Source organism: Exiguobacterium sp. MH3 (assembly GCF_000496635.1).
Taxonomy (GTDB): Bacteria; Bacillota; Bacilli; order Exiguobacteriales; family Exiguobacteriaceae; genus Exiguobacterium_A; species Exiguobacterium_A indicum.
Genome location: NC_022794.1, coordinates 3,091,651 through 3,112,921, shown reverse-complemented (window position 1 = coordinate 3,112,921; position 21,271 = coordinate 3,091,651). Strand labels below are relative to the sequence as shown.

The window sequence follows — 21,271 nt, the reverse complement described above, 5'->3', positions numbered from 1 at the left end:
TTGTTCGGTATTTGGTTGACTTCTTTTTTTTATCGCGTTACACTTAGTCGTGGTTTTGAATCGTACGTGGAGGTGGATGATAAGATGTCATCAGTAGTAGTAGTCGGAACACAGTGGGGCGACGAAGGAAAAGGGAAAATCACCGATTTTCTTTCGAAACAAGCCGACGTCGTAGCACGTTATCAAGGTGGAGACAATGCAGGACATACGATCGTATTCAATAACGAGACGTACAAATTGCACTTGATCCCATCAGGTATTTTTTACTCGGATAAGAAATGTGTCATCGGGAACGGTCTCGTCGTCAACCCGAAATCACTCGTCAAGGAATTGAAGTATCTGCACGATCGTGGTGTCTCAACGGATAACTTGTTAATTTCGAATCGGGCGCATGTCATCTTGCCGTATCATCAGTTGCAGGATCAGTTAGAAGAAGAAGCGAAGGGCGACGCAAAAGTCGGAACGACGCTAAAAGGAATCGGACCGTGCTACATGGATAAAGCCGCACGAATCGGAATCCGGATGGCAGACTTACTCGACAAAGAAACGTTCGCTGAGAAGTTGAAGATCGTTCTCGACCAAAAGAACCGGATGTTCACGAAGATGTATGACGCTGAACCAATCGCGTTCGACGATATCTTCGAAGAGTACTATGCCTATGGACAAGAGTTCGCGAAATACGTCTGCGATACATCCGTCGTCGTCAACGATAGCCTCGATCATGGCGAAAAAGTGTTGTTCGAAGGCGCACAAGGTGTCTTACTCGACCTTGACCACGGAACGTACCCGTTCGTTACATCGTCGAACGCATCAGCTGGTGGTGTCGCATCGGGTGTCGGTGTTGGTCCAGCTCGGATCGATCACGTCGTTGGTGTCTGTAAAGCGTACACGTCACGAGTCGGTGATGGTCCGTTCCCAACGGAATTGTTCGATGACATCGGTCACCAAATCCGTGAAGTCGGTCGTGAATACGGGACGACGACAGGACGTCCGCGTCGTGTTGGTTGGTTCGACTCTGTCGTCGTTCGCCACTCGCGCCGTACAAGTGGGTTGACGGATCTTGCGCTCAACTCGATCGACGTTTTGACAGGACTCGACACGTTGAAGATTTGTACATCGTACGAATTCAACGGTAAACAGATTGATGAGTACCCAGCAAGCTTCCGTGATCTTGAAGCATGTGTTCCAGTTTACGAAGAACTTCCAGGCTGGAAAGAGGACATCACAGGTGTCCGTCGCTTTGAAGATCTACCGTTGAACGCACAGAACTACGTCAAGCGGATTGCGGATCTCACAGGTATCTCGCTCGTCACGTTCTCGGTCGGACCGGGTCGTGAACAGACAGTCGTCTTGCGTGATCTCTACGAAGAAGCATAAGTCTCAACAGCCTCTTGTCTCCCGCAAGAGGCTGTTTTTTGTGCGAAATGGTTCACAAACGGAAGCAAAAACAGGTATACTGAATACAGTGTTTCACGTGGAACCTCTCCCGTGAGACGACGAACAGCAGAGAGAGTGGCGCCGGGAGTTTCCGTCGCCACCTTTCTATATGCCGAAAAAACAGGTAAAATAGATTGAATAGAAATTTTTAAGGGGGCACACCCAGTGACGGAACGCAAAATTCTAGTCGTCGATGACGAGTTACCGATTGCAGATATACTCAAGTTTAAATTAGAAAAAGAAGGCTACCAGGTCGCGATCGCAAATGACGGCGTGGAGGCATTAGAGAAATTCGAGGAGTTCAAACCGGATTTGATGTTACTCGACATCATGCTCCCGTTAATGGACGGGATGGAAGTCTGCCGAGAAGTCCGAAAGACGTCGAAGATTCCGATCATCATGTTGACAGCGAAGGATTCCGAGATCGATACGGTACTTGGTCTTGAGCTTGGCGCGAACGATTACGTGACGAAGCCATTTAGCTCGCGCGAGTTACTTGCCCGCGTGAAAGTCCACTTACGCAACACGAGTCCGGAAGCTACACCACAACCGGTTGGACCAGGTCCACTTAAAGTCGGAGAACTGTATATCGATACGAATTCGCATACGGTGACACGTAAGGATCAAAAAATCGAGCTGACGCAGCGTGAGTTCGAATTGTTGCACTATCTTGCGAAAAACATCGGTCAAGTCATGACACGTGAGCATTTGTTACAGACGGTCTGGGGCTATGACTACTTCGGTGACGTCCGGACAGTCGACGTGACAGTACGTCGTCTCCGTGAGAAAGTCGAAGACAACCCAAGTACGCCGGTCTATATCATGACGCGTCGTGGTGTCGGCTACTATCTCCAAGACGGGGAGAATGAATAACGATGTTAAAAGGAACGAACTTCTTTAAATCCATCCAATGGAAACTCGTCGTCATCTATGCCTTATTGATCTTAGTGGCGATGCAGGTCATTGGCGTCTATTTCGTTCGTTCCCTTGAAAAGCAGTACATTACGAACTTCTCGAAGTCGGTCGAGGACCGGGCAGGTCTTGTCGCCTATAACGTCGGGAAGGAATTCGATAAAACAGGCGATGATGACGCCTCCAAGCGGCAGTTGTCCCAATCACTAGGGCAACTGCTGTCTGAGTTTAGTAATGGCTCCACCTCAAGGAACGACATCCTCGAAGTCCAGATCATCGACCAGGACTCGATCATCCAGGCGACATCGGATAACGAGAACCAGTCGGCGGTCGGACAACGAGCGACGAATTCATTGATTAAAAAAGCACAGGCAACGAGCTCGACCCGGACGGACACCGTGCTTGATCCGGAATCAGAGGATAAGATCCGGATCTTTGCCGTACCGGTTACCTCGGAACGAGACGGCGTCACGACCGGGATGATTTATGTCCGCGCCTCGATGGAGTCGATCTATTCGCAGATGCAACAGGTCACGCGGATTCTTGCGACCGGAACGGTCATCGCCCTCGTCATCACGTCGATTCTTGGTGTCTTGCTGTCGCGGACGATCACACGCCCGATTTCCGATATGCGGCGTCAAGCGATCGAGATGCGACGCGGGAACTTCTCGCGGAAGGTTAAGGTCTATTCGGACGATGAGATCGGTCAGCTTGCCCGTTCGTTCAACGAATTAACAGATGAGTTGCTCGAAGCGAACGCGACGACGGAAGCTGAACGGCGGAAGTTGACGAGTGTCCTTGAGAATATGACCAATGGCGTCATCGCGACGGACCGGACGCTGCGCGTCATCTTGATGAACGATCAAGCGAAGGATATCGTCGGTGCGGACGATGCGAGCGTCGTCGGCACGAACTTGAAGGACTTACTGGCACTTGGTGACGATTTCATGATTCCGGAAGACGGTACGATGCCACCGCGTCTGCTTGATTTCAGCAGTGAGGATGAACTGTTCCTCGTCCGGGCATTCTTCTCGCCCGTCAAGAAACACAGTGGTCCGATTACCGGGATGATCGTCGTCCTGCATGACGTCACGGAACAGGAGCAAGTCGAACAGGATCGTCGCGAATTCGTCGCGAACGTCAGTCACGAGCTCCGGACACCGCTGACGACGATGCGCAGCTATCTCGAAGCCTTGGCAGAAGGAGCGTATCAGGACGAGGAACTCGCACCGCGTTTCCTTGAGACGACACAAAACGAGACGGAGCGGATGATCCGCCTCGTCACCGATCTTTTACAGCTGTCGAAGATGGACAGTAAGGAATACAAAATGAACAAGGTCCGCTTCGATTACATTCAGTTCCTGAATGAGATTCTCGATCGCCATGACATGACGAAGCCGGAACGGATTCGTTTCCGTCGTAAGATCATGAAGCGGAAAGTCTATATCCGTGGGGATCAGGATAAATTGATCCAAGTCGCAGACAACATCCTGACGAACGCAATCAAGTACTCACCGGAAGGCGGAACGATCACCGTCCGGACGATGCTCCGGGCAAAACGGATCGTCATCAGCATCAAGGATGAAGGTGTCGGAATCCCGAAAGCGAATCTCCAAAAAATCTTCGAACGCTTCTATCGTGTCGATAAAGCCCGTGCCCGTAAAATTGGCGGCACCGGTCTTGGTCTGTCGATTGCAAAAGACGTCGTTTCGGCACATGGTGGCGACATCTGGGCAGAAAGTGAATGGGGACGCGGCACGACGATTTACTTTACGCTTCCGTATGAGGTGATCGAAGAGGTGGATGCCGGATGAAGAAACAACACTGGAGTTCGCTGTTACTCGTCCTGCTTGTCGCCGGTTCGATCGCTCAGACAGCGATGCTCTGGACCTATCATCCAAGCAGTGAATCAATCGAGCGGGAACAGGTCTCGTTCAACGAGATCGATGCCTCAAAGACGATTGAAAGCAACCAACTGATCAACCCGGAACTACTCGTCTATTCGGACCAGGAAGGGATCTATCAGACACAAATCATCGGTCGGACCTTCCTTAACCGCATCGGTGCGTCGTTTAACATCGGTGTCCTCGTCTTGACGGATAAAGCGAATAACATCCCGGTCGGTGACCGGAGTGTCGAGATGATTTTCCCGACACCGATCAGTGCGACGATTCTTGAAGAGTTACTCGGCGAAAAACAAATCGCCTTCTCGGAACCAATCAAACGGCTTTATTTACTCGATTATGATGGACCAATCCTCCGTCTTGAGTCGGCGACCGGTCGCCTGAAGGACTTCAAGCTCGTCGGCGATGAGACGGTTCTGAAGCGACTGTTCGCGCATGATAAGAAAAAACCGATGACACGCGTCGAACTCAAAGGCGGCGATTATACGTATGTCGCGAGTGGTACGACGCGACTAGAGCAAGTCTTCGTCTATGACGAGGTTGGGCAATCGCCGAAACCACTCGACCGCATCCGGAGTGCCTTTTTTGCCGAGAACTCGAACGTCCAGCAAATCAAGAGTCGGGATGATCTCGACGTCTTGACGGACGGCGTCAGCGTTTCGACGTATGACCGAAACTACAATGTCTATCGCTTCAATACGTTATCGCCGAACACCCAAAGCTCGACGGTCGATTACAGCACGCTCGTCAGCTATGTCAACATTCATGGGGGCTGGCTCGATCAAGATACCCAACGCAGTGGCTTCCGGTATTACTTCGATCAGATGAGTAAAAAGAGTGAGGAACAGACGGCGACGTTCCGGTTGTACTTGAACCGGTATCCGGTATTTGGGGAGAGTGGTCCGCTACTCGAACAGACGAAGTTCGATCTCGCGACACTGAAGATCATGTATGAGGAAAATCAAGTCCGGTCGCTCAGCCGTAGCATGCTCCGAGCGAAGCGGAAGCTCATCCTTCGGGAAGAGACGGTGCCAGCCGTTGAAACGGTTCTCGAACGTCTGAGCCGTGCTGATCTCTTAAAAGAGATCAGTGGAATCCGGATTGGATATGAGATGACGTATAAGATTTCAACGAGCCGCTATGCCGTCTTTGAGCCGACGTGGTTCATCAAAATCGACGGTGTCTGGCAATCGATCAATCAAGCTGTCGGGAATGAGGGGTGAGGATGAATGGACTGGAGTAAAGCGAAGACCTTATTGATGCTGACCTTTTTGATCCTGAACGTCTACCTTGCCATTCAATTGATGGACCGGATGGTCGAGCCGCGGATCGTCGCGACGAGTGCGACCGGTAAATCGATCTTGAAGGATCGTCAAATCGATGAGAAAAAGCTGCAACCGGTCACGCGAGACATCGGCTATTTAACAGCCGAAGTCGATGCGCGGACGCTAGCGCCACTCGCGAGTTCACCGATTCGTGATGCGGTCGCCTCCGTCAAGAACGATGTCGAGTGGTCGGTCCGGTTGACGAAACCGTATCGACTCGATGCGAAGACGATGCGAGATTCTGCTTCATCGTTCGTTCAAGCGTCCGTTCGATATGGTGCCGAATATACATTTTGGAAGTATGATAGTAAGTATCAGGAGATGACATTCGTTCAGACGTATAAGGGACAGCCGCTCTATTCGACACCACAGCAGTCGCGTGAGGACGATGCGATGATCGGACCGTCCCTGCTCGTCTTGCAGCTCAACGATGCGAAGGAAATCGTCAGCTACAAACAACGTCACTTGAACAAGGTCGTCCGGCAAGCACAGGACGTGACGTTGTTATCGGCAAGTGAAGCAATCGTCCAGTTGTCGGAGCAAGGCTTGTTCCCGGCATCGAAGCGGTTGACGAGTCACAAGCTCGGTTATTTCTGTCTCGTCACGGAAGGCACGGAATCGGTCCAAATCCTGCCGCCGACGTGGCAAATCGAGCTCGACAATGAAGAAGTCTACTTCGTCAATGCGATTGACGGCGGCGTCCAGACCGTCGAACGATTGGATACAGTCTCAGAGAAATGAGGAATGCACGATGAGCCTACACTACAGCGTCATGGCCAGTGGCTCGACGGGGAACGCCCTCTATATCGAAAGTGAACAGACCCGCTTGCTCGTCGACGCGGGACTGACCGGCAAGGCGATGCTCGCCTTGTTCGACCAGATCGACCGGTCGCCGCATGGCATCGATGGTCTGTTCGTCACCCATGAACACTCCGACCATATCAAAGGCGTCGGCATCATGGCACGGAAGTACAATATCCCGCTCTATGCGAATGAAAAGACATGGGCAGCGATGGAAGCGAAGATCGGTAAGATCGATCCGGCGCTGAAGTTCCTCTGGGAAGTCGGAGAGGTCAAGCAGTTCGGTGACATCGAAGTCGAATCGTTCAATGTCAGTCATGATGCAGCGGATCCGATGTTCTTCCAGTTCGCGCACGAAGGAAAACGGTTGGCGCACATCACCGATACCGGATACGTCTCGGACCGGATGAAAGGTGTCATTCGGGGCGCCGATGCCTATATCTTTGAAGCGAACCATGATATCGGCATGCTCCAGATGGGACATTACCCGTGGAGCGTCAAACGACGGATCCTTGGCGATTACGGACACGTCTCGAACGAGGACGCCGCAATCGCGATGAGCGAGGTCCTCGATGACCGGACGAAACGCATCCACATGGCCCACTTGAGCAAGGACAACAACATGAAGGAACTCGCCCGGATGAGTGTCTCCCAGACGCTCGCGAGCCGTGACGTCGATCTGAGTAAGATTCAGCTTCTCGACACGGATCCGGTCATTCCGACACCGCTCCTGAAGCTTTGATTATGGGAAATTACTGAATATGCTCAAAAGACCCCCACATTTGGCTCACTTGCCACGTGATGGGGGTATACTTGTGTAAAGAGAGTCATAAAGGAGGCGTATGTCGATGGATCGACCCGAAGAACCACGGAACGAATCCGAACGATACGAACAGTCATCCGATGAGAGCGGCTTCCCGCCCCGTCAACCGGCAACGAGCGAACCGGTCAGCCCTTATCGTGAACCATATGAAGAACAACCAGAACCACCGCGCCGTCGTGGTGCCGGAAAAGCCTTTTTCGTCGGTCTGATCGGCGGAATCGTCGGAGCCTTGTTGATTGCCCTCGTCGCGTGGCCGTTCGTCCGCGATGAGATGACGAGTCCGACTCCGGTTTCGTCGACGACAGCGGAACAGACTGCGACACAGACGACAGAGGATGAAGCCGACATCGTCGGTGCGGTCGGTAAGACGAAGGAAGCCGTCGTGAGCGTGACGAACCTTCAGAGCTCGTTCCAAGGAACCGATCAGGAAACGGGTGCAGGGTCCGGCGTCATCTATAAAAAAGACGGTAATAAAGCCTACGTCGTTACGAACTACCACGTCGTTGAAGGCGCGAGCCGCTTGTCTGTGACGTTATCCGACGGAACAGCACTCGAGGCAAAAGTCCTCGGAGAAGATCCGACGTACGATTTAGCGGTCCTCTCGATTGATTCATCGAAAGTGACACAAGTCGCAAAACTGGGGGATTCGGATACGTTACGTGCCGGTGAAACGGTGCTTGCGATTGGGAACCCGCTCGGGATCTTTGCGAACTCAGTCACGCGCGGTGTCATCAGTGCACAGGAACGGACGGTTCCAGTCGATACGAATAAGGATGGACAGCAAGACTTTAATACAGAAGTCATTCAAACCGATGCAGCGATCAACCCGGGGAACTCCGGTGGAGCGCTCATCAACACAGCTGGTCAATTGATCGGGATTAACTCGATGAAGATTGCAGAAGCAAGTGTTGAAGGCGTCGGATTTGCGATTCCAATCAACGAAGCGTTACCAATCATGCGTGATCTCGAGCAAAACGGCGAAGTCGTTCGTCCACAGCTCGGGATTCAGATTCGTGACGTGCAGGAATTCCCAAGCGGATATCGCGAAGATCGTCTGAAATTACCGAATGATGTCACGAAAGGAATCGTCGTCGTTGGTCTAACACGTAACAGTGGAGCCGAAAAAGCGGGTATGAAGGCAAACGATGTCATCGTCGAGATCAACGGAAAAGCGATCGCATCGTTCGCGGACCTAAAAAGTGTCCTCTACCGGGATGCAAAAGTCGGTGAAACAGTCAAAGTTACGTTCTACCGGGGCGGTGAAAAACAGACAGCAGATGTAAAGTTGTCGGCTCAGTCGCCAACCGTTCAGTAAGGCATCACTTGAAAAACCATCCACAGGTCCGACCTGTGGATGGTTTTTTGAGTGAGGAAACCTGCGGCTTTTCCGGTCAGGAAGGTCGATATTTGTTATACTGGAAGCGGATAAATGTGGATAAGTGAAAGGAGGAGACCACCTGTGGATAAGTACGTCTGTTTAGAACATGTCGAGCTCGCACTCGACGAAATCGTGGATGAAACAGAACAATACCCGATTCTCGATCAGCTAAATCCAGAAAAAAACATCACCTGTGAATACTGTGACGCACCGGCAACATATCTTGTGTCAAGCAAAAAATAAATATCAACATGTGGATTTGTGGATAACTCTGTGGATAACTCCTGAATTTTCTGTCAGAAAGCGAGAAATAAGATGCAAATTACCATCATTACGGTCGGAAAGCTAAAAGAGAAGTATTTGAAGCAAGGTATCGCCGAATATACGAAGCGTCTCGGCGCCTACTGTTCGATCCAAGAAATCGAGGTCGCGGACGAAAAGGCACCGGAGCAATTGAGTGAAGCGGAGATGGCGCAAGTGAAGAAAAAAGAGGGCGAACGGATTTTAGCGAAGATCGGACCGGACGTTCATGTCCTTGCACTTGCTATCGAAGGAAAACAACGGACGAGTGAACAGTTCGCAAAAGAACTCGATCAACTCGCGACATACGGCAAGAGCAAGATTGCCTTCGTCATCGGTGGATCACTTGGTCTTGCACCAGAAGTGATGCAGCGGGCGAACGATACAATCTCGTTTTCGAAGATGACATTCCCGCATCAGTTGATGAAGATGATCCTCTGTGAACAGATTTATCGGGCGTACCGGATTAATCGGAATGAGCCGTATCATAAGTAAATTTCTAAACAAAAGTCAGGAAGAATCATTATGATCACTATTCGACAGATTTATTAAATTTTATTTAAAGAAAGAATGGTATTGAATTAATTGGATTGAATTCTATCTCCTATTCAAATGAAGATGTAAGGAAAAATGAAGTGAGTATAGAAATGGACCATATCACTTAAATCAAATACAATGAGCTTGCCCTAATTTAAGTAAGATTAATAGATTAAATGTGACAAGCTAGTTTTGTTGAACACATATAAACTGTCCCCCCTAAGCAATGTAGCTTAGGGGGGACAACATACTTACTTATCTAATTCTTTTTCTAGCCGGGTGATTTTACTTGGATTTTTTAAGCACTCTTCTGTTTCACGCATTTTACGGATAACATTGGTTTCGTGTTGTTTAATCATAGCATCTTCATCAAAGATACGATTTCCTTTTGGGATACGCTTTAGAAAAGGCAAGAGTCCTTGATTATCATAATAGCGTAATTGAGAAATGGATGAATTATTCGTTTTGGTAGCTTGACTAATGGAATAGTCCGACGTTATTCTCCTTTCTGGATTACCATAGAATAAAATGGATTAAATGAATATGTATTTTTGAAATATATAATGTATCCGTATTCTAAAGGACTAACGGTAAAGATTTTTGAAAAATGTTTTAATATATGTTGGTAAAATGCTAAAACTCTGCGAAGGGAGCGAAGCTGATGTTGTCATCGTATTCGAAAATCTATAACCTGTTACGTCAATCTGAATCTAATCCCTACGAAGATTATTTGACCGAAATCATTGCTCCGATTTTCGAACAACCGGATTTATTGACGAATTTTTTTAAACGGTTTGCAAATGTGGATTTGTATGAAATTAGTCATGTGAAGGCATATACACAAAAAACGTATAATAAACTACACACACATGATACCGACAGTCGACCCGATCTCGTCATCACGTTTAGTGAAAGGGAAACTCCACACATTGTATTTATCGAGAATAAGTTAGGTAGCGGCGAAGGACATCATCAATTGCAACGTTATCGAGAACATCTTGAGCAAAGTGAAGAAGAAGGATTTTCGACATACCTGTTTTATATCACTCAATATTTTGATCCCAAACAAGTTGCTACATTCTCAACCAAGTTCTTTCAATTGCAATGGTTTCAACTTTACATGATGCTGCAGGAAAATAACAAACAGGATTTGTACTACAAACAAGTGCTCAAATATATGGAGGATATTGAATTGAATAAATCAAGAACATTCCTACCTCAAGATGTATATGCGATTCAAAACTTAGGAAGAACCATTTCGATGTTAGATCAATGTCTCAACGAAAAGACGATGCACATGTTTACGAATTTATTTGGAAAGCCGAAACCATGGGGGAATCGTGCGATTGAACTTCGTGATTATAATAGATACGTCATTCAAAATGATCAAAGTGATTGGAAATTTATCGGCTGCGGATTTAGTTTTGAACAAGCTGATTATCCAGAAGTGTCTGTCTATATAGAGGTTCACCCGAACAGTAAACACAGATCAATTTTGATGGATGCATTCGAACAATTCGCAGAAGTGAATGAAGGATGGATCTATGAAGCGCCAGAAGAGCGAAATGACTGGTTTATGTTGTACGCTGACCAATCTTTGACGCATTTCTTAAGTACACAAGACCACATAGATGAGATTGAGATATTTTTCATTCAAAGATTGAAAAAATTGAATGAACTCAAGCAAAGTTTGTCACAATTGAATTGGATTGTGGTCGAGTAAGATGAAGTGATGCTAAGTGAGTAGATGGATTTCAAAACCATCTACTTTTTTATTGGGATGGTTTGTCAAATTAAGCGCAACACTTCTTCAGAAAAGACCTCATATGCTGTTTTCCAATTGAGACATTTTTGTGGACGATTGTTGATTCGAGAGAGTACGTGATCTAGTTCTGCTAAGTCAACTATCCCGAAGTTTGTTTCTTTTAGGAAGAATTCATGCAGAAGATCATCGGCGTTCTCATTGCTGCCACGTTGCCATGGTTAGACGATTTCAGATGTAGCACGTGAATATGAACTCCCTTATACGACTATGGAACGGTTGTTTTATCAGTACGCTTAAGTCGATACAGTGGGACAGGTGACACACATCCTTGTCGATGAGTTCGCCACGAGAAAAGGACACCATGCGAGAATCATTCTTGATGCCAAGACTGGACGTCTTCTATACATCGTCTCGGACCGGGACGCATCGGCGATTACGGCTGTGCTCCAAGATGTACTGGGAGGTGTTCGTTCTATCGTCAGTGATTTTGCACCCGGGATGGCGAAAGCAGTCACTTCTGTCTTTCTGGATGCAGCGCCTTGAGGATCGTTAAATTAACGACCAAGCGTTATGGTGATGAACCAAATAATAACAATCTCATTTAAAATAGTTGAGAACAAAACAGACACCGTCCATTAACTTGGACGGTGTCTGTTTTTCATTATGTTCGCTCTAGTACATTGACGAGCATCTGATGGATGACGTCATGATCCCGGACATCGTGGACACGATAACTTCCGGGTAACGTATAGACGTCTATCGCTCCGACGTAAGCAATCTTCAGTTCCAACGTTCCGTCCTCCTGACAGGTCGTCCGGAGTTCGAGTTCACCGCTGATGACACCAACTTCTTGCGTCATGACACCATGTGTGGCGGTAAAGGTAGAGGTTTTCGTTTCCATCGAATCGACTCCTTTTTAGTATGTACATGTGTTCAACATCGTTTGTAAGGCTGTTTTTTCACTCGACTGTAAGCTGAGGTTCCAGCGGCTCTTCGTATTGATCCACATCTTCGAGTAGGCACAGCTCGCACCTGCCCGTGTCGGCTTCCATGTCGACGGATCCTGATCCCCTTTTGAACGGTTCGAGCTTGCAGAGACAGCAATCAATTGTGGACCTGTCAAATCGTTTGCGAACGCTTGACGTGTTGTCGTCGTCCAGCTGCTTGCTCCTGAGCGCCATGCTTCCGCAAGCGGTACGACGTGATCGATGTCGAGGTCAGACGGATTCGTGAATGTCAGTCCGTCATAGTAACTATACCAAGAACCAGATGTAACGGGGCACGATCCGACATATGAATCAGCGTCACGTTTTAAGACGACTTGTCGTGTATCACAGCCGCCTCCTTGACTGCTCCAGTGCGGGAACAAATCACGCGAATAACCGGTCATGCTGCCTTCTGTTTTAACCGTTAAGGCATCGAGTTGAGACTGGGCCGTCGCTTTCGACGAGATACCCGACGGTAATGCGGAAACAGACGTCGTATCGAATTGGAAAGCGGTCAGGCAGACGAGCGTAGTGATGACGATGGACTTGATGGCTTTGAACACGTGTCATTCCTCCTATGTATGAGACGAGATGATGTGAAGACACCCTTCACAATTTTTAGTATGGCATCACTTATTTAGGAGAAAATAAATATCGTGTAAATGTTATTAAAATAAAATTTTTGTCATTATATAAAAGGGTCTGATGTTAGGATTTAGGTGGAGAAGAAAGGGGACTACATCATGAACGAACGAATCAGAGGATGGTTGATCGTGTTCGGCGTATTTTTAGTCGTAAGTGGCACGTTGACGGAAGCGCAACGTTATTTCAACACAAAAGAACTAGATAATTGCATCGCGCAAGCTCGCGCTGCCCACCAGGAATATGAATATGAGATCGTTAATCCTGTCACACGCGCGTATTCGTTCCGTGCGCATTGATTTTCTAAAAGATGTCGGGTCATCTCGCATATGGTACGCTTTTCAGGAAGCAGGATTTTAATGATTCGAGGAGCTGGTATGCATGAATAAAAAAGACATCGCCGACATCCGTCGTCACTTCAAGATGGATGCCGATTTACTAAAAATCCATGAAATCTACAACGTCTATATCCGAAAAGAGACGAGCGAAATCTATCATGAGGAAGCCCGACCGTTTCCATTGCTTGATCCGGAACAACAGGAGCTGTTCCTCGCGAACTTTAAGAAGGTACTAGGTGGAAAACTCGACGTCAAGCTGTTCGAGGTCAAGTTCACGCATCCGGAAGAAGGAGAGACGGGTCATACGCAGCAGCTCCTTTATGAAGGACTGTATGCGAAAGAGCCGGAGGACTGGGTCGAGCAGATGCAGACGATGGCGTTGAAGATGGTCCAAGACGTTCAGTACGAGAATGACCTCGTCGTCACGTTCATTCGCGGACAATACTATAAAACGACGAAGCGCCAAGCGGACGAGAAAGAGATTGATCCGAATGACGACGTCTATACGACACCGTTCATCCTCGGTAGCCTTAACTTGACAGAGCTACCGAAACAATCACTCGTCTTTGATTTCGTCGAACGCGAATTCAAGTCGAACTTATTCATCAATCCGGTCATCAAACTGGCGTCGCCGATTGGTGGGTTCCTCTTCCCGACCTTCACTGACAATGCAGCAGACGTCAATCATGTCTTGTATGCGGCGGGCAAACCAAATAAACCGGATTTTGGCTTCCTTGAAAACGTCTTGAACGGTCAACCGATCGTCACGGCAGATGAGGATAAAGCGATCTTCGAGGAAATCGTCAAATCGGTCGTCGGTGAATCGATGGATACGAAGACGTTAGCCGGTGTCTATGAAAACATCAATCAGTTGATCGTCGTCGAAGAGGATCAGGATGAGGAAGAAGTGCCAATGCTCGACGTTCAGGAAGTCGAACGTGTCCTCAAGGCAAGTGGTGTCGAAGACGTCAGCACAGAGCAGGTCGAACGGGCGTTCAAGACGGTCGTTGACGATCCGACATACGAGATGAAGGCAAGTAACATCGTCCCGAACTATGAAGCGAAATCGATTAAAATCAATACGAAGGTCGCAAACATCGCGATCAGTCCGCAAGACTTGAAGTACGTCAAACAAGTCAACTATCAAGGGAAACGATGCCTGTTGATCGAGGTCGAGGAAGACACGGTCATCGATGGCTTTACGATCGTTTCCCAAGAACAATTACGATGAGGATCAGCGCAGGCGACTGCGCTGATTTTTTTAGGTGAAACATTTGCTTCTCCTGTCAAAGACAGGTATATTGTGATGTAAGCGGTCTCTTTTTTGAAAAAGAGGCATTCGAAATTTTTTTAACCGTTATCGAAAGCGCTTTCGATAACGGTTTGATTAGGAAAGGAGCAATTCAATTGTCTACCGCATCGATGCAAGATTTACTACGAACGTTACGAAATCGTTCATCGATTCATCAAGATGGACTCGAAATCGTCGATAAGCCGATTCCTGACGTCTCGACTCCAGGAACACTCGATCCGCGTGTCCGTGAGGTCGTCCTCACGCAGCGTCCATCGGTCTCGATTCCAGAAGGGGCGTCGCCAGTCGAACTGGCGCGTGCCGGCATGGGCTGGGACAACGAAGACGTGACGACCCGACAGATTGCGACGGATGTCCTCGTGATTCCAAGATCCGGTACCACGATCGAAGCACGGCTGTATCGTCCGGAAGCGGCGCGTCCAATCCCGCTCGTCGTCTATTTCCATGGCGGTGGTTTTTTCGGGGGCACGCTCGAGACGGTCGAGAATCCGTGTAAGGCATTAGCCGATAAAGGGAACGTCGCCGTCTTGTCCGTTGGTTATCGATTGGCGCCAGAGCATCCGTTTCCGACAGGGCTTATGGATTGTCATGCAGCGATCGATTGGGCAGTCGAGCACGCTGATCGACTTGGGATTGATCCAGGTGCAATCGCTGTCGCCGGTGATAGTGCCGGTGGGAACTTAGCGACGGTCTGTTGTTTGCTCGACCGCGAGCGTCCGATACCGTATATCCGCTATCAAGTCTTGTATTATCCAGTCGTCAACGTTGGGGAACATCCAAATTCGGAATATGACTGGACGCTTGAAGCGTATGACCGACAAACGGAACCGCAGTTACTCGAACGGATCATTTTGTCGCTTCAAGATGAAGAAGGTGTCCTCGAGCAATGGTATGTTCAAGCAAGTGATTCGACGGATCGACGGATCTCACCGTTGTTCGCGACGCTCGATGATCTACCAGAGGCACTCGTCATTACAGGAGAGTTTGATTACTTACGTCTTGAAGGGGAAGCGTATGCGAAAAAACTGGCACGCGCTGGCGTCAAGACTCGTTATCTCCACTACCGCGGGATGGAACATGCCTTTCTTGATAAACTCGGTCTGTATCCGCAAGCCGAAGACAGCTTAGACGAAATTGCGAAGGACTTAAAACGACTCTTTTCTCAAACTAACTAATAAAGGTGGATGACGTATGACATACACACTCGATTGGCAAGCCTATACAAAACTCGCTCGACAAACCGTCGCGGAAGGGGCAGTCCTCTTACAAAATGATGGTGTGCTCCCGTTGCAACCCGCATCGACGGTCGCTGTCTTCGGACGTAATCAGTTCAACTACTATAAAAGTGGAACAGGATCAGGCGGGATGGTCAACGTTACGAACGTCGTCAGTCCGCTCGATATGCTACGCGAAGACGTAACGCTGAACGCAGACGTCCTCAAGGCGTACGAGACGTGGCTTGAAGACCATCCGTTTGACCAAGGTGAAGGCTGGGCAGCCGAGCCGTGGTCGCAAGAAGAGATGCCGCTTGACGCGACACTCGTTCAGCAAGCAGCGCTTGACTCCGATGTTGCCTTGATCATGATCGGTCGTACGGCTGGGGAAGACCGCGACAATACGGCGGATCCAGGGAGTTATTTTTTAACGGAGACGGAACAGGAGATGCTCCGACTCGTGACGACACACTTCAAACAGACCGTCGTCGTCTTGAACGTCGGGAATATCATCGATATGCGCTGGGTCGAAGAGACGGCGCCAAGTGCTGTCCTTTACGCGTGGCAAGGAGGGATGGAAGGTGGAACTGGACTGAGTGATCTCTTGCTCGGCCGCGTCTCGCCGTCTGGGAAACTACCGGATACGATCGTCCGTTCACTCGATGATTATCCGTCGACACCATACTTCGGTCATGCCGATCGCGCGTTGTATCAAGAAGACATCTATGTCGGGTACCGTTACTTCGAGACGTTCGCACCGGAAGCGGTCTTGTATCCGTTCGGTTATGGATTATCGTATACGTCGTTTGACCTTACGACAGACGTAACGACGTCAGCTGATGCTTGGACGGTTACGGCGACGGTTACGAATACCGGTCAGACGAGCGGGAAGGAAGTCGTACAAGGATATCTTGAGAAACCACAAGGACAACTCGGGAACCCGACGCGTCAACTCGTTACGTTCGGCAAGACAAAAGAACTCGCACCAGGCGAGCAAGAATCTCTCACACTCGTCGTACCGTTCACCTCATTTGCGAGTTATGACGATAGTGGCGTCACCGGGTATAAATCGTCTTATGTTGTCGAACCTGGCACGTATCAGTTGTATCTCGGAACGGACGTCCGGTCAGCGGTTCCAGTCGCAAGCCATTCCGTCGAGACGCTTGACGTCACGGACGTCTTAACGGAGAACATGGCACCGGTGACGGCGTTTGAACGCATCAAACCACAAGCGACCGAAACGGGATATACGGTGACGTATGAAGCAACACCACTGCGGACGATCGATCCGGAACAACGTCGTCAACAGGAGCGTCCTGTTGAACGGACGCAGACGGAAGATGCCGGTTGGAAGTTACGCGACGTCAAAGAAGGACGGGTCACGCTCGAGACGTTCCTCGATCAATTGACGGATGCGGATCTCGCGGCGATCGTCCGGGGCGAAGGGATGAACTCACCGCGCGTCACACCAGGAACGGCGGGCGCCTTCGGTGGCGTGACGACAGAACTCGAAGCACTCGGTATTCCAGCAGGTTGCTGTGCGGATGGTCCGTCCGGAATCCGGATGGACATCGGGACGAAAGCCTTCTCGTTACCGAACGGAACATTGCTTGCCTCGACGTTCAACACAACATTGATTGCCGATCTATTTGAGATGACAGGTCTTGAGTTACGGAAGAACGAGATCGATACGTTGCTTGGACCTGGGATGAACCTCCACCGTCATCCACTCAACGGACGGAACTTCGAGTATTTCTCGGAGGATTCGTATCTGACTGGAAAAATGGTTGTGGCACAGCTCGACGGGATGCACCGGGTTGGTGTGACGGGAACATTGAAGCACTTCAGTGCCAACAACCAAGAGTTCCACCGGCACGATCTGGATTCGATCGTATCAGAACGGGCGTTACGTGAGTTGTACCTGAAAGGATTCGAGATGGCCGTCAAGGACGGGAAAGCCTACTCGATCATGACGACGTATGGTGCCGTCAATGGGATCTGGACTGCCGGTTTGTACGATCAGAACACACGCATCTTGCGCGATGAGTGGGGCTTTGACGGAATCGTCATGACCGACTGGTGGGCGAAGATCAACGCGGAAGGTTTGGAAGCAAACCGTCAGCAAACGGCAACGATGGTCCGTTCGCAAAACGATCTCTACATGGTCGTCGGCGAACCAGGAACGAATCCGTTCGAAGATGATACGTTGACGGCTCTCGCTGACGGAACACTTCGGCGTTCCGAGTTACTGCGGAGTGCCGCGAACATCTGTCAGTTCCTGTTACGCTCACCGGTCATGGACCGTGTGATGGGAACAGTATCACCGGTCGAAGTTCTCGGGGCACCGGTCGAAGAGGAGACGCTCGAAGAGCAAGCGGTCTCGCACCAACGGCTCGTCAGTGGGGATGGGTTCCCGTTAACGGACGTCACGACGACGACAGGAAGCAGTCATGTCTTCGCTGTCACGGCGGAAGAGACAGGGATGTATCAGGTCACGTTGACGGCACGTTCGAATGCTGGCGAACTGGCGCAGATGCCAGTGACATTGTTTGCGAACAACATGCCGGTCGCGACCTTCACCTTCAACGGAACGAACGGCGAGTGGGTCAGTCAGACGAAGGACGTCTTCGTCTTCAACCCACACAACTATCTGAAACTCTACTTTGCACTCGGTGGTCTCGAGTTAAAAGAGTTGACGTTTACGCTTGCGGAATCGTTTCATATGAAGAACGGCTGATTAGATTAGCCGGACGGAAAGGACGGATTGCGTGCAGTTTTCCATCATCAAAAAACGGGTCGAGCAACTACTCGCCCCGTCGTTACAGGGACGGATTGCTTTTCATGCAGCCGTCTACCGGATTCAAGATAGTCCTAGTCGCGTCTGGATGACGTTTGACGGAGAAGAGATTCTCGGAGCAGACGACTTTCACTTCGAACGGGAAGTCGATCGGCGCTACGCGTTACAAGCTGCACAGTTACCGGAAAAACCAGCCGGATCGCTATGGCAGTCCGACTGGTTGAAGCAGTCGCATGCGTTATCCGCTGAGATCGAACGACAGGTCAAACAAGACGGATACATGGAAAACTATGAGATGCAGCAGGACTTGTTGCAGTACCCGAACCTCGCGTTCGAACAAGCGCTTGTTCATCCACATCCTTTCATCCGTGGTATCGCACGGCTCGATCGGCGACTCGGTAAACGGCGTTTCCTATCGCTGACGCATCAGTCTGACTTTGAACAATGGTGTGCAGATACGCGTCAAACCATCGAACACTGGTGACACGAAAAAGCACGCTTCCTCAAGACGAGGAGGCGTGCTTTGTTGTTAGATTGAAAACGAGTTGACCTCGTGAATCCCTTCTTCTTCAACGAAGGCGTCGAGTAAAGCGCGTACTTCATCCGTTGAGTTCGTCTCCATCAATTTGACCCGCAGTTCACTCGCGCCGCGGAATCCGCGGACGTAAATCTTGAAGAACCGGCGTAATGGTTTGAAGAGACGGGGCTCAAATTGAGCCGAGTAATGATCGTGCAAATCAAGCTGCAGACGTAACAAATCGAGGAGTTCTTGGCTCGAATGTTCTTTTTTCTCGACTTCGAACGCGAACGGATTGTGGAAGATCCCGCGACCGATCATGACACCGTCGACACCATATTTCTCGACGAGTTCAAGACCATGTTGGCGATCGTTGATATCCCCGTTGATCGTCAGTAACGTCTGTGGTGCGATCTCATTGCGTAACTTCTTGATTTCCGGAATCAATTCGAAGTGCGCTGGAACGGCGCTCATCTCTTTACGTGTCCGGAGATGAATCGAGAGGTTCGCGATATCTTGCTCGAGGATGTGGCGCAACCAATCGTGCCACTCTTCGACCTTCGTATAACCGAGACGCGTTTTGACGCTGACTGGGAGACCGCCCGCTTTTGCAGCTTGGATCAGTTCAGCCGCGACTTCCGGACGATTGATCAAGCCGGAGCCTTTACCGTTCACGGCGACGTTATGGACGGGACAGCCCATGTTGATGTCGATCCCGCTAAAGCCCATCTCTGCCATGCCGATGCTCATTTCGCGGAAATATTCCGGTTTGTCGCCCCAGATGTGAGCAACCATTGGTTGTTCATCCTCCGTGAACTCGAGACGTCCGCGGACGCTCTGCTTGCCTTTCGGATGACAATAGCTTTCTGTATTCGTGAATTCCGTGAAGAAGACGTCCGGACGCGCCGCTTTCGCGACGACGTGGCGGAAGACGACGTCGGTGACGTCTTCCATCGGTGCTAAGACGAAAAATGGTCGTGGTAAGTCCTGCCAAAAGTTCTTTTTCATAGTATATTAAACCCTTTCCTTAAGGTAATGCACATGTGTGGTTAAAGAATTTCATCAACTATACACTTTAAGCGCTCTGGCTAAAAAGTGCAAGTAAGGGATGCGATTCACTAGATGCAGGAGGGAATGAAGGAAATAAGAGAAAGTTGGACGGAGGTAGTTTCCAGATATTGAATCTTTTCCGTCGGTGATCGCGTAAATGAGACTATACACTAAAGGAGGAGACCGGTATGCATACACTCTATATGAAAGAAAAAGCGTTCAGTTTACGTGGACGATTCTCGATTCAAGACGAGGCAGGGCACGACGCCTATCACATCGAGGGAAGTTTTATGAAACTTCCGAAGTCATTCATCGTGACGAACCGAGATGGAGAGGAAGTCGCGGAAATCACGAAGAAGACGTTCAGTTTCCGACCGGTCTTTTATGTCGAAGTAGCAGGGCAATCGTTTGAAATCATTAAAGAGTTCACGTTCTTCAAGGACCGCTATACGATCAATTCGGATCAATTCGAAGTGACGGGCGACTGGTGGGATGTTGATTTTGAGGTCTTACAACAAGGGCAACGGATTGGTCGCGTGCAGAAGAAATGGATCTCTTGGACCGATCAGTACATCATTGAAGTTGAAGATGAAGCGATGGAAGAATTGTTGATCGCCCTCGTCGTCGCGATTGATTGCGTCAAGGCGGAGGAAAGTTCGAACTCTACATCTTTCATTGATTAAAAAGGAGCAGGATTTAGGATGGAACAGTGGGACGTATACACAGCAGATCGTAAGAAAACAGGACGGCTCTGGACACGGGGGACGCCACATACAGCCGGCGATTATCACATGACGATTCATGTCTGTGTCTTTAACGCCAAAGGAGAGATGCTCGTCCAACAGCGGCAACCGTTCAAATCTGGTTGGCCGAACATGTGGGATGTGACGGTCGGAGGCAGTGCAATCAGCGAGGATACGAGTCAGATGGCAGCGCAACGTGAACTGTCGGAAGAGCTTGGACTCGATATCGATTTCACAGGCATCCGTCCCCATCTGACGATTCCGTTTGAAATCGGTTTTGATGATTATTATCTCGTCGAGCAGGAAGTGGATTTGACGACGCTGACGTTGCAGGAAGAAGAAGTCCAGCGCGTCGCTTGGATGACAGAAGAAGCGATCGTCAACGGGATCGAAGAAGGATGGTTCATCGGGTACCATGAATCATTGATTCGACTGTTGTTTGCCCTTCGCCATAGTTACGGCGCGCATAACGAAGCATAAAAATAAGCCC

The 21,271-nt window shown here is 49.4% G+C and carries 22 protein-coding genes; 18 read left to right on the top strand and 4 right to left on the bottom strand.

The window, feature by feature from the left end; genetic code table 11:
* Positions 1-84: 84 nt before the first annotated feature.
* The 9 genes from U719_RS16095 to rlmH all read left to right on the top strand — a co-directional run bounded on the left by U719_RS16095 (position 85) and on the right by rlmH (position 9,375).
* The gene (locus U719_RS16095) at positions 85-1,377 is read left to right on the top strand and encodes an adenylosuccinate synthase (protein ID WP_023469845.1); all 1,293 of its coding nucleotides are present in this window, start codon (positions 85-87) and stop codon (positions 1,375-1,377) included.
* 225 nt (positions 1,378-1,602) lie between these two features.
* On the top strand, positions 1,603-2,310 hold the full coding sequence (yycF, locus tag U719_RS16090) for a response regulator YycF (protein WP_023469844.1): 708 nt from the start codon (positions 1,603-1,605) through the stop codon (positions 2,308-2,310).
* Between the two features lie 2 nt (positions 2,311-2,312).
* Entirely contained in the window at positions 2,313-4,163 is a 1,851-nt protein-coding gene (gene walK, locus U719_RS16085; RefSeq protein WP_023469843.1) for a cell wall metabolism sensor histidine kinase WalK, read from the top strand.
* Positions 4,160-5,476 carry a two-component system activity regulator YycH gene (gene yycH / locus U719_RS16080; RefSeq protein WP_023469842.1) on the top strand — a complete coding sequence of 439 codons (1,317 nt, stop codon included), beginning with the start codon at positions 4,160-4,162 and terminating at the stop codon, positions 5,474-5,476. The genes walK and yycH overlap by 4 nt, the downstream gene beginning before the upstream one ends.
* A gap of 6 nt (positions 5,477-5,482) precedes the next feature.
* Positions 5,483-6,319: a two-component system regulatory protein YycI gene (locus tag U719_RS16075; protein WP_023469841.1), complete on the top strand. Its 837-nt coding sequence runs from the start codon at positions 5,483-5,485 to the stop codon at positions 6,317-6,319.
* A 10-nt stretch (positions 6,320-6,329) separates the two neighbouring features.
* Complete coding sequence (locus U719_RS16070; protein ID WP_023469840.1) at positions 6,330-7,121, top strand: MBL fold metallo-hydrolase; 792 nt, start codon at positions 6,330-6,332, stop codon at positions 7,119-7,121.
* Between the two features lie 106 nt (positions 7,122-7,227).
* Positions 7,228-8,517 carry a S1C family serine protease gene (locus U719_RS16065; protein WP_023469839.1) on the top strand — a complete coding sequence of 430 codons (1,290 nt, stop codon included), beginning with the start codon at positions 7,228-7,230 and terminating at the stop codon, positions 8,515-8,517.
* A 144-nt stretch (positions 8,518-8,661) separates the two neighbouring features.
* On the top strand, positions 8,662-8,823 hold the full coding sequence (locus tag U719_RS16715; RefSeq protein ID WP_023469838.1) for a CxxH/CxxC protein: 162 nt from the start codon (positions 8,662-8,664) through the stop codon (positions 8,821-8,823).
* 72 nt (positions 8,824-8,895) lie between these two features.
* A complete protein-coding gene (gene rlmH, locus U719_RS16060) occupies positions 8,896-9,375 on the top strand; it encodes a 23S rRNA (pseudouridine(1915)-N(3))-methyltransferase RlmH (protein ID WP_023469837.1) in 480 nt (159 codons plus the stop codon).
* Between the two features lie 293 nt (positions 9,376-9,668).
* Here rlmH and U719_RS16710 read toward each other — a convergent pair whose 3' ends face one another.
* Positions 9,669-9,899 carry a hypothetical protein gene (locus U719_RS16710; RefSeq protein ID WP_255343809.1) on the bottom strand — a complete coding sequence of 77 codons (231 nt, stop codon included), beginning with the start codon at positions 9,897-9,899 and terminating at the stop codon, positions 9,669-9,671.
* 179 nt (positions 9,900-10,078) lie between these two features.
* On the opposite strand from U719_RS16710, the gene U719_RS16055 reads away from it, so the two are divergent.
* Complete coding sequence (locus tag U719_RS16055; RefSeq protein ID WP_023469836.1) at positions 10,079-11,140, top strand: PD-(D/E)XK nuclease family protein; 1,062 nt, start codon at positions 10,079-10,081, stop codon at positions 11,138-11,140.
* Positions 11,141-11,488: 348 nt separating this feature from the next.
* Entirely contained in the window at positions 11,489-11,725 is a 237-nt protein-coding gene (locus U719_RS16050; protein WP_041255236.1) for a transposase, read from the top strand.
* A 118-nt stretch (positions 11,726-11,843) separates the two neighbouring features.
* On the opposite strand, the gene U719_RS16045 is transcribed toward U719_RS16050, so the two are convergent.
* The gene (locus tag U719_RS16045; protein ID WP_023469834.1) at positions 11,844-12,083 is read right to left on the bottom strand and encodes a hypothetical protein; all 240 of its coding nucleotides are present in this window, start codon (positions 12,081-12,083) and stop codon (positions 11,844-11,846) included.
* 15 nt (positions 12,084-12,098) lie between these two features.
* A complete protein-coding gene (locus U719_RS16040; protein WP_029343013.1) occupies positions 12,099-12,719 on the bottom strand; it encodes a DUF1524 domain-containing protein in 621 nt (206 codons plus the stop codon).
* A gap of 192 nt (positions 12,720-12,911) precedes the next feature.
* Between U719_RS16040 and U719_RS16035 the strand changes: the two genes are divergently transcribed.
* The 5 genes from U719_RS16035 to U719_RS16015 all read left to right on the top strand — a co-directional run bounded on the left by U719_RS16035 (position 12,912) and on the right by U719_RS16015 (position 18,955).
* Positions 12,912-13,109, top strand: coding sequence for a hypothetical protein (locus tag U719_RS16035; protein ID WP_023469832.1), 198 nt, complete (start codon positions 12,912-12,914; stop codon positions 13,107-13,109).
* 82 nt (positions 13,110-13,191) lie between these two features.
* Entirely contained in the window at positions 13,192-14,379 is a 1,188-nt protein-coding gene (locus U719_RS16030) for a DUF4317 domain-containing protein (RefSeq protein ID WP_023469831.1), read from the top strand.
* A gap of 191 nt (positions 14,380-14,570) precedes the next feature.
* Positions 14,571-15,635, top strand: a complete 1,065-nt coding sequence (locus U719_RS16025; protein WP_023469830.1) for an alpha/beta hydrolase — start codon at positions 14,571-14,573, stop codon at positions 15,633-15,635.
* Between the two features lie 16 nt (positions 15,636-15,651).
* Positions 15,652-18,411 carry a glycoside hydrolase family 3 C-terminal domain-containing protein gene (locus tag U719_RS16020; protein WP_023469829.1) on the top strand — a complete coding sequence of 920 codons (2,760 nt, stop codon included), beginning with the start codon at positions 15,652-15,654 and terminating at the stop codon, positions 18,409-18,411.
* A 31-nt stretch (positions 18,412-18,442) separates the two neighbouring features.
* Entirely contained in the window at positions 18,443-18,955 is a 513-nt protein-coding gene (locus tag U719_RS16015) for a hypothetical protein (protein WP_023469828.1), read from the top strand.
* A gap of 45 nt (positions 18,956-19,000) precedes the next feature.
* On the opposite strand, the gene U719_RS16010 is transcribed toward U719_RS16015, so the two are convergent.
* Positions 19,001-19,996, bottom strand: a complete 996-nt coding sequence (locus U719_RS16010) for a tRNA-dihydrouridine synthase (RefSeq protein ID WP_023469827.1) — start codon at positions 19,994-19,996, stop codon at positions 19,001-19,003.
* Positions 19,997-20,226: 230 nt separating this feature from the next.
* Between U719_RS16010 and U719_RS16005 the strand changes: the two genes are divergently transcribed.
* Both U719_RS16005 and U719_RS16000 read left to right on the top strand, forming a co-directional pair.
* Positions 20,227-20,721, top strand: a complete 495-nt coding sequence (locus U719_RS16005) for an LURP-one-related/scramblase family protein (protein WP_023469826.1) — start codon at positions 20,227-20,229, stop codon at positions 20,719-20,721.
* An 18-nt stretch (positions 20,722-20,739) separates the two neighbouring features.
* A complete protein-coding gene (locus U719_RS16000; protein ID WP_023469825.1) occupies positions 20,740-21,261 on the top strand; it encodes an NUDIX domain-containing protein in 522 nt (173 codons plus the stop codon).
* Positions 21,262-21,271 lie beyond the last annotated feature (10 nt).

What these genes read in the sequence shown, in the direction of transcription:
- U719_RS16095 (WP_023469845.1), top strand. Translation starts at nt 85, where the DNA reads ATGTCATCAGTAGTAGTAGTCGGAACACAGTGGGGCGACGAAGGAAAA.
- walK (WP_023469843.1), top strand. Translation starts at nt 2,313, where the DNA reads ATGTTAAAAGGAACGAACTTCTTTAAATCCATCCAATGGAAACTCGTC.
- yycH (WP_023469842.1), top strand. Translation starts at nt 4,160, where the DNA reads ATGAAGAAACAACACTGGAGTTCGCTGTTACTCGTCCTGCTTGTCGCC.
- U719_RS16075 (WP_023469841.1), top strand. Translation starts at nt 5,483, where the DNA reads ATGGACTGGAGTAAAGCGAAGACCTTATTGATGCTGACCTTTTTGATC.
- U719_RS16070 (WP_023469840.1), top strand. Translation starts at nt 6,330, where the DNA reads ATGAGCCTACACTACAGCGTCATGGCCAGTGGCTCGACGGGGAACGCC.
- U719_RS16065 (WP_023469839.1), top strand. Translation starts at nt 7,228, where the DNA reads ATGGATCGACCCGAAGAACCACGGAACGAATCCGAACGATACGAACAG.
- rlmH (WP_023469837.1), top strand. Translation starts at nt 8,896, where the DNA reads ATGCAAATTACCATCATTACGGTCGGAAAGCTAAAAGAGAAGTATTTG.
- U719_RS16055 (WP_023469836.1), top strand. Translation starts at nt 10,079, where the DNA reads ATGTTGTCATCGTATTCGAAAATCTATAACCTGTTACGTCAATCTGAA.
- U719_RS16045 (WP_023469834.1), bottom strand. Translation starts at nt 12,083, where the DNA reads ATGGAAACGAAAACCTCTACCTTTACCGCCACACATGGTGTCATGACG.
- U719_RS16035 (WP_023469832.1), top strand. Translation starts at nt 12,912, where the DNA reads ATGAACGAACGAATCAGAGGATGGTTGATCGTGTTCGGCGTATTTTTA.
- U719_RS16030 (WP_023469831.1), top strand. Translation starts at nt 13,192, where the DNA reads ATGAATAAAAAAGACATCGCCGACATCCGTCGTCACTTCAAGATGGAT.
- U719_RS16025 (WP_023469830.1), top strand. Translation starts at nt 14,571, where the DNA reads ATGCAAGATTTACTACGAACGTTACGAAATCGTTCATCGATTCATCAA.
- U719_RS16020 (WP_023469829.1), top strand. Translation starts at nt 15,652, where the DNA reads ATGACATACACACTCGATTGGCAAGCCTATACAAAACTCGCTCGACAA.
- U719_RS16010 (WP_023469827.1), bottom strand. Translation starts at nt 19,996, where the DNA reads ATGAAAAAGAACTTTTGGCAGGACTTACCACGACCATTTTTCGTCTTA.
- U719_RS16005 (WP_023469826.1), top strand. Translation starts at nt 20,227, where the DNA reads ATGCATACACTCTATATGAAAGAAAAAGCGTTCAGTTTACGTGGACGA.
- U719_RS16000 (WP_023469825.1), top strand. Translation starts at nt 20,740, where the DNA reads ATGGAACAGTGGGACGTATACACAGCAGATCGTAAGAAAACAGGACGG.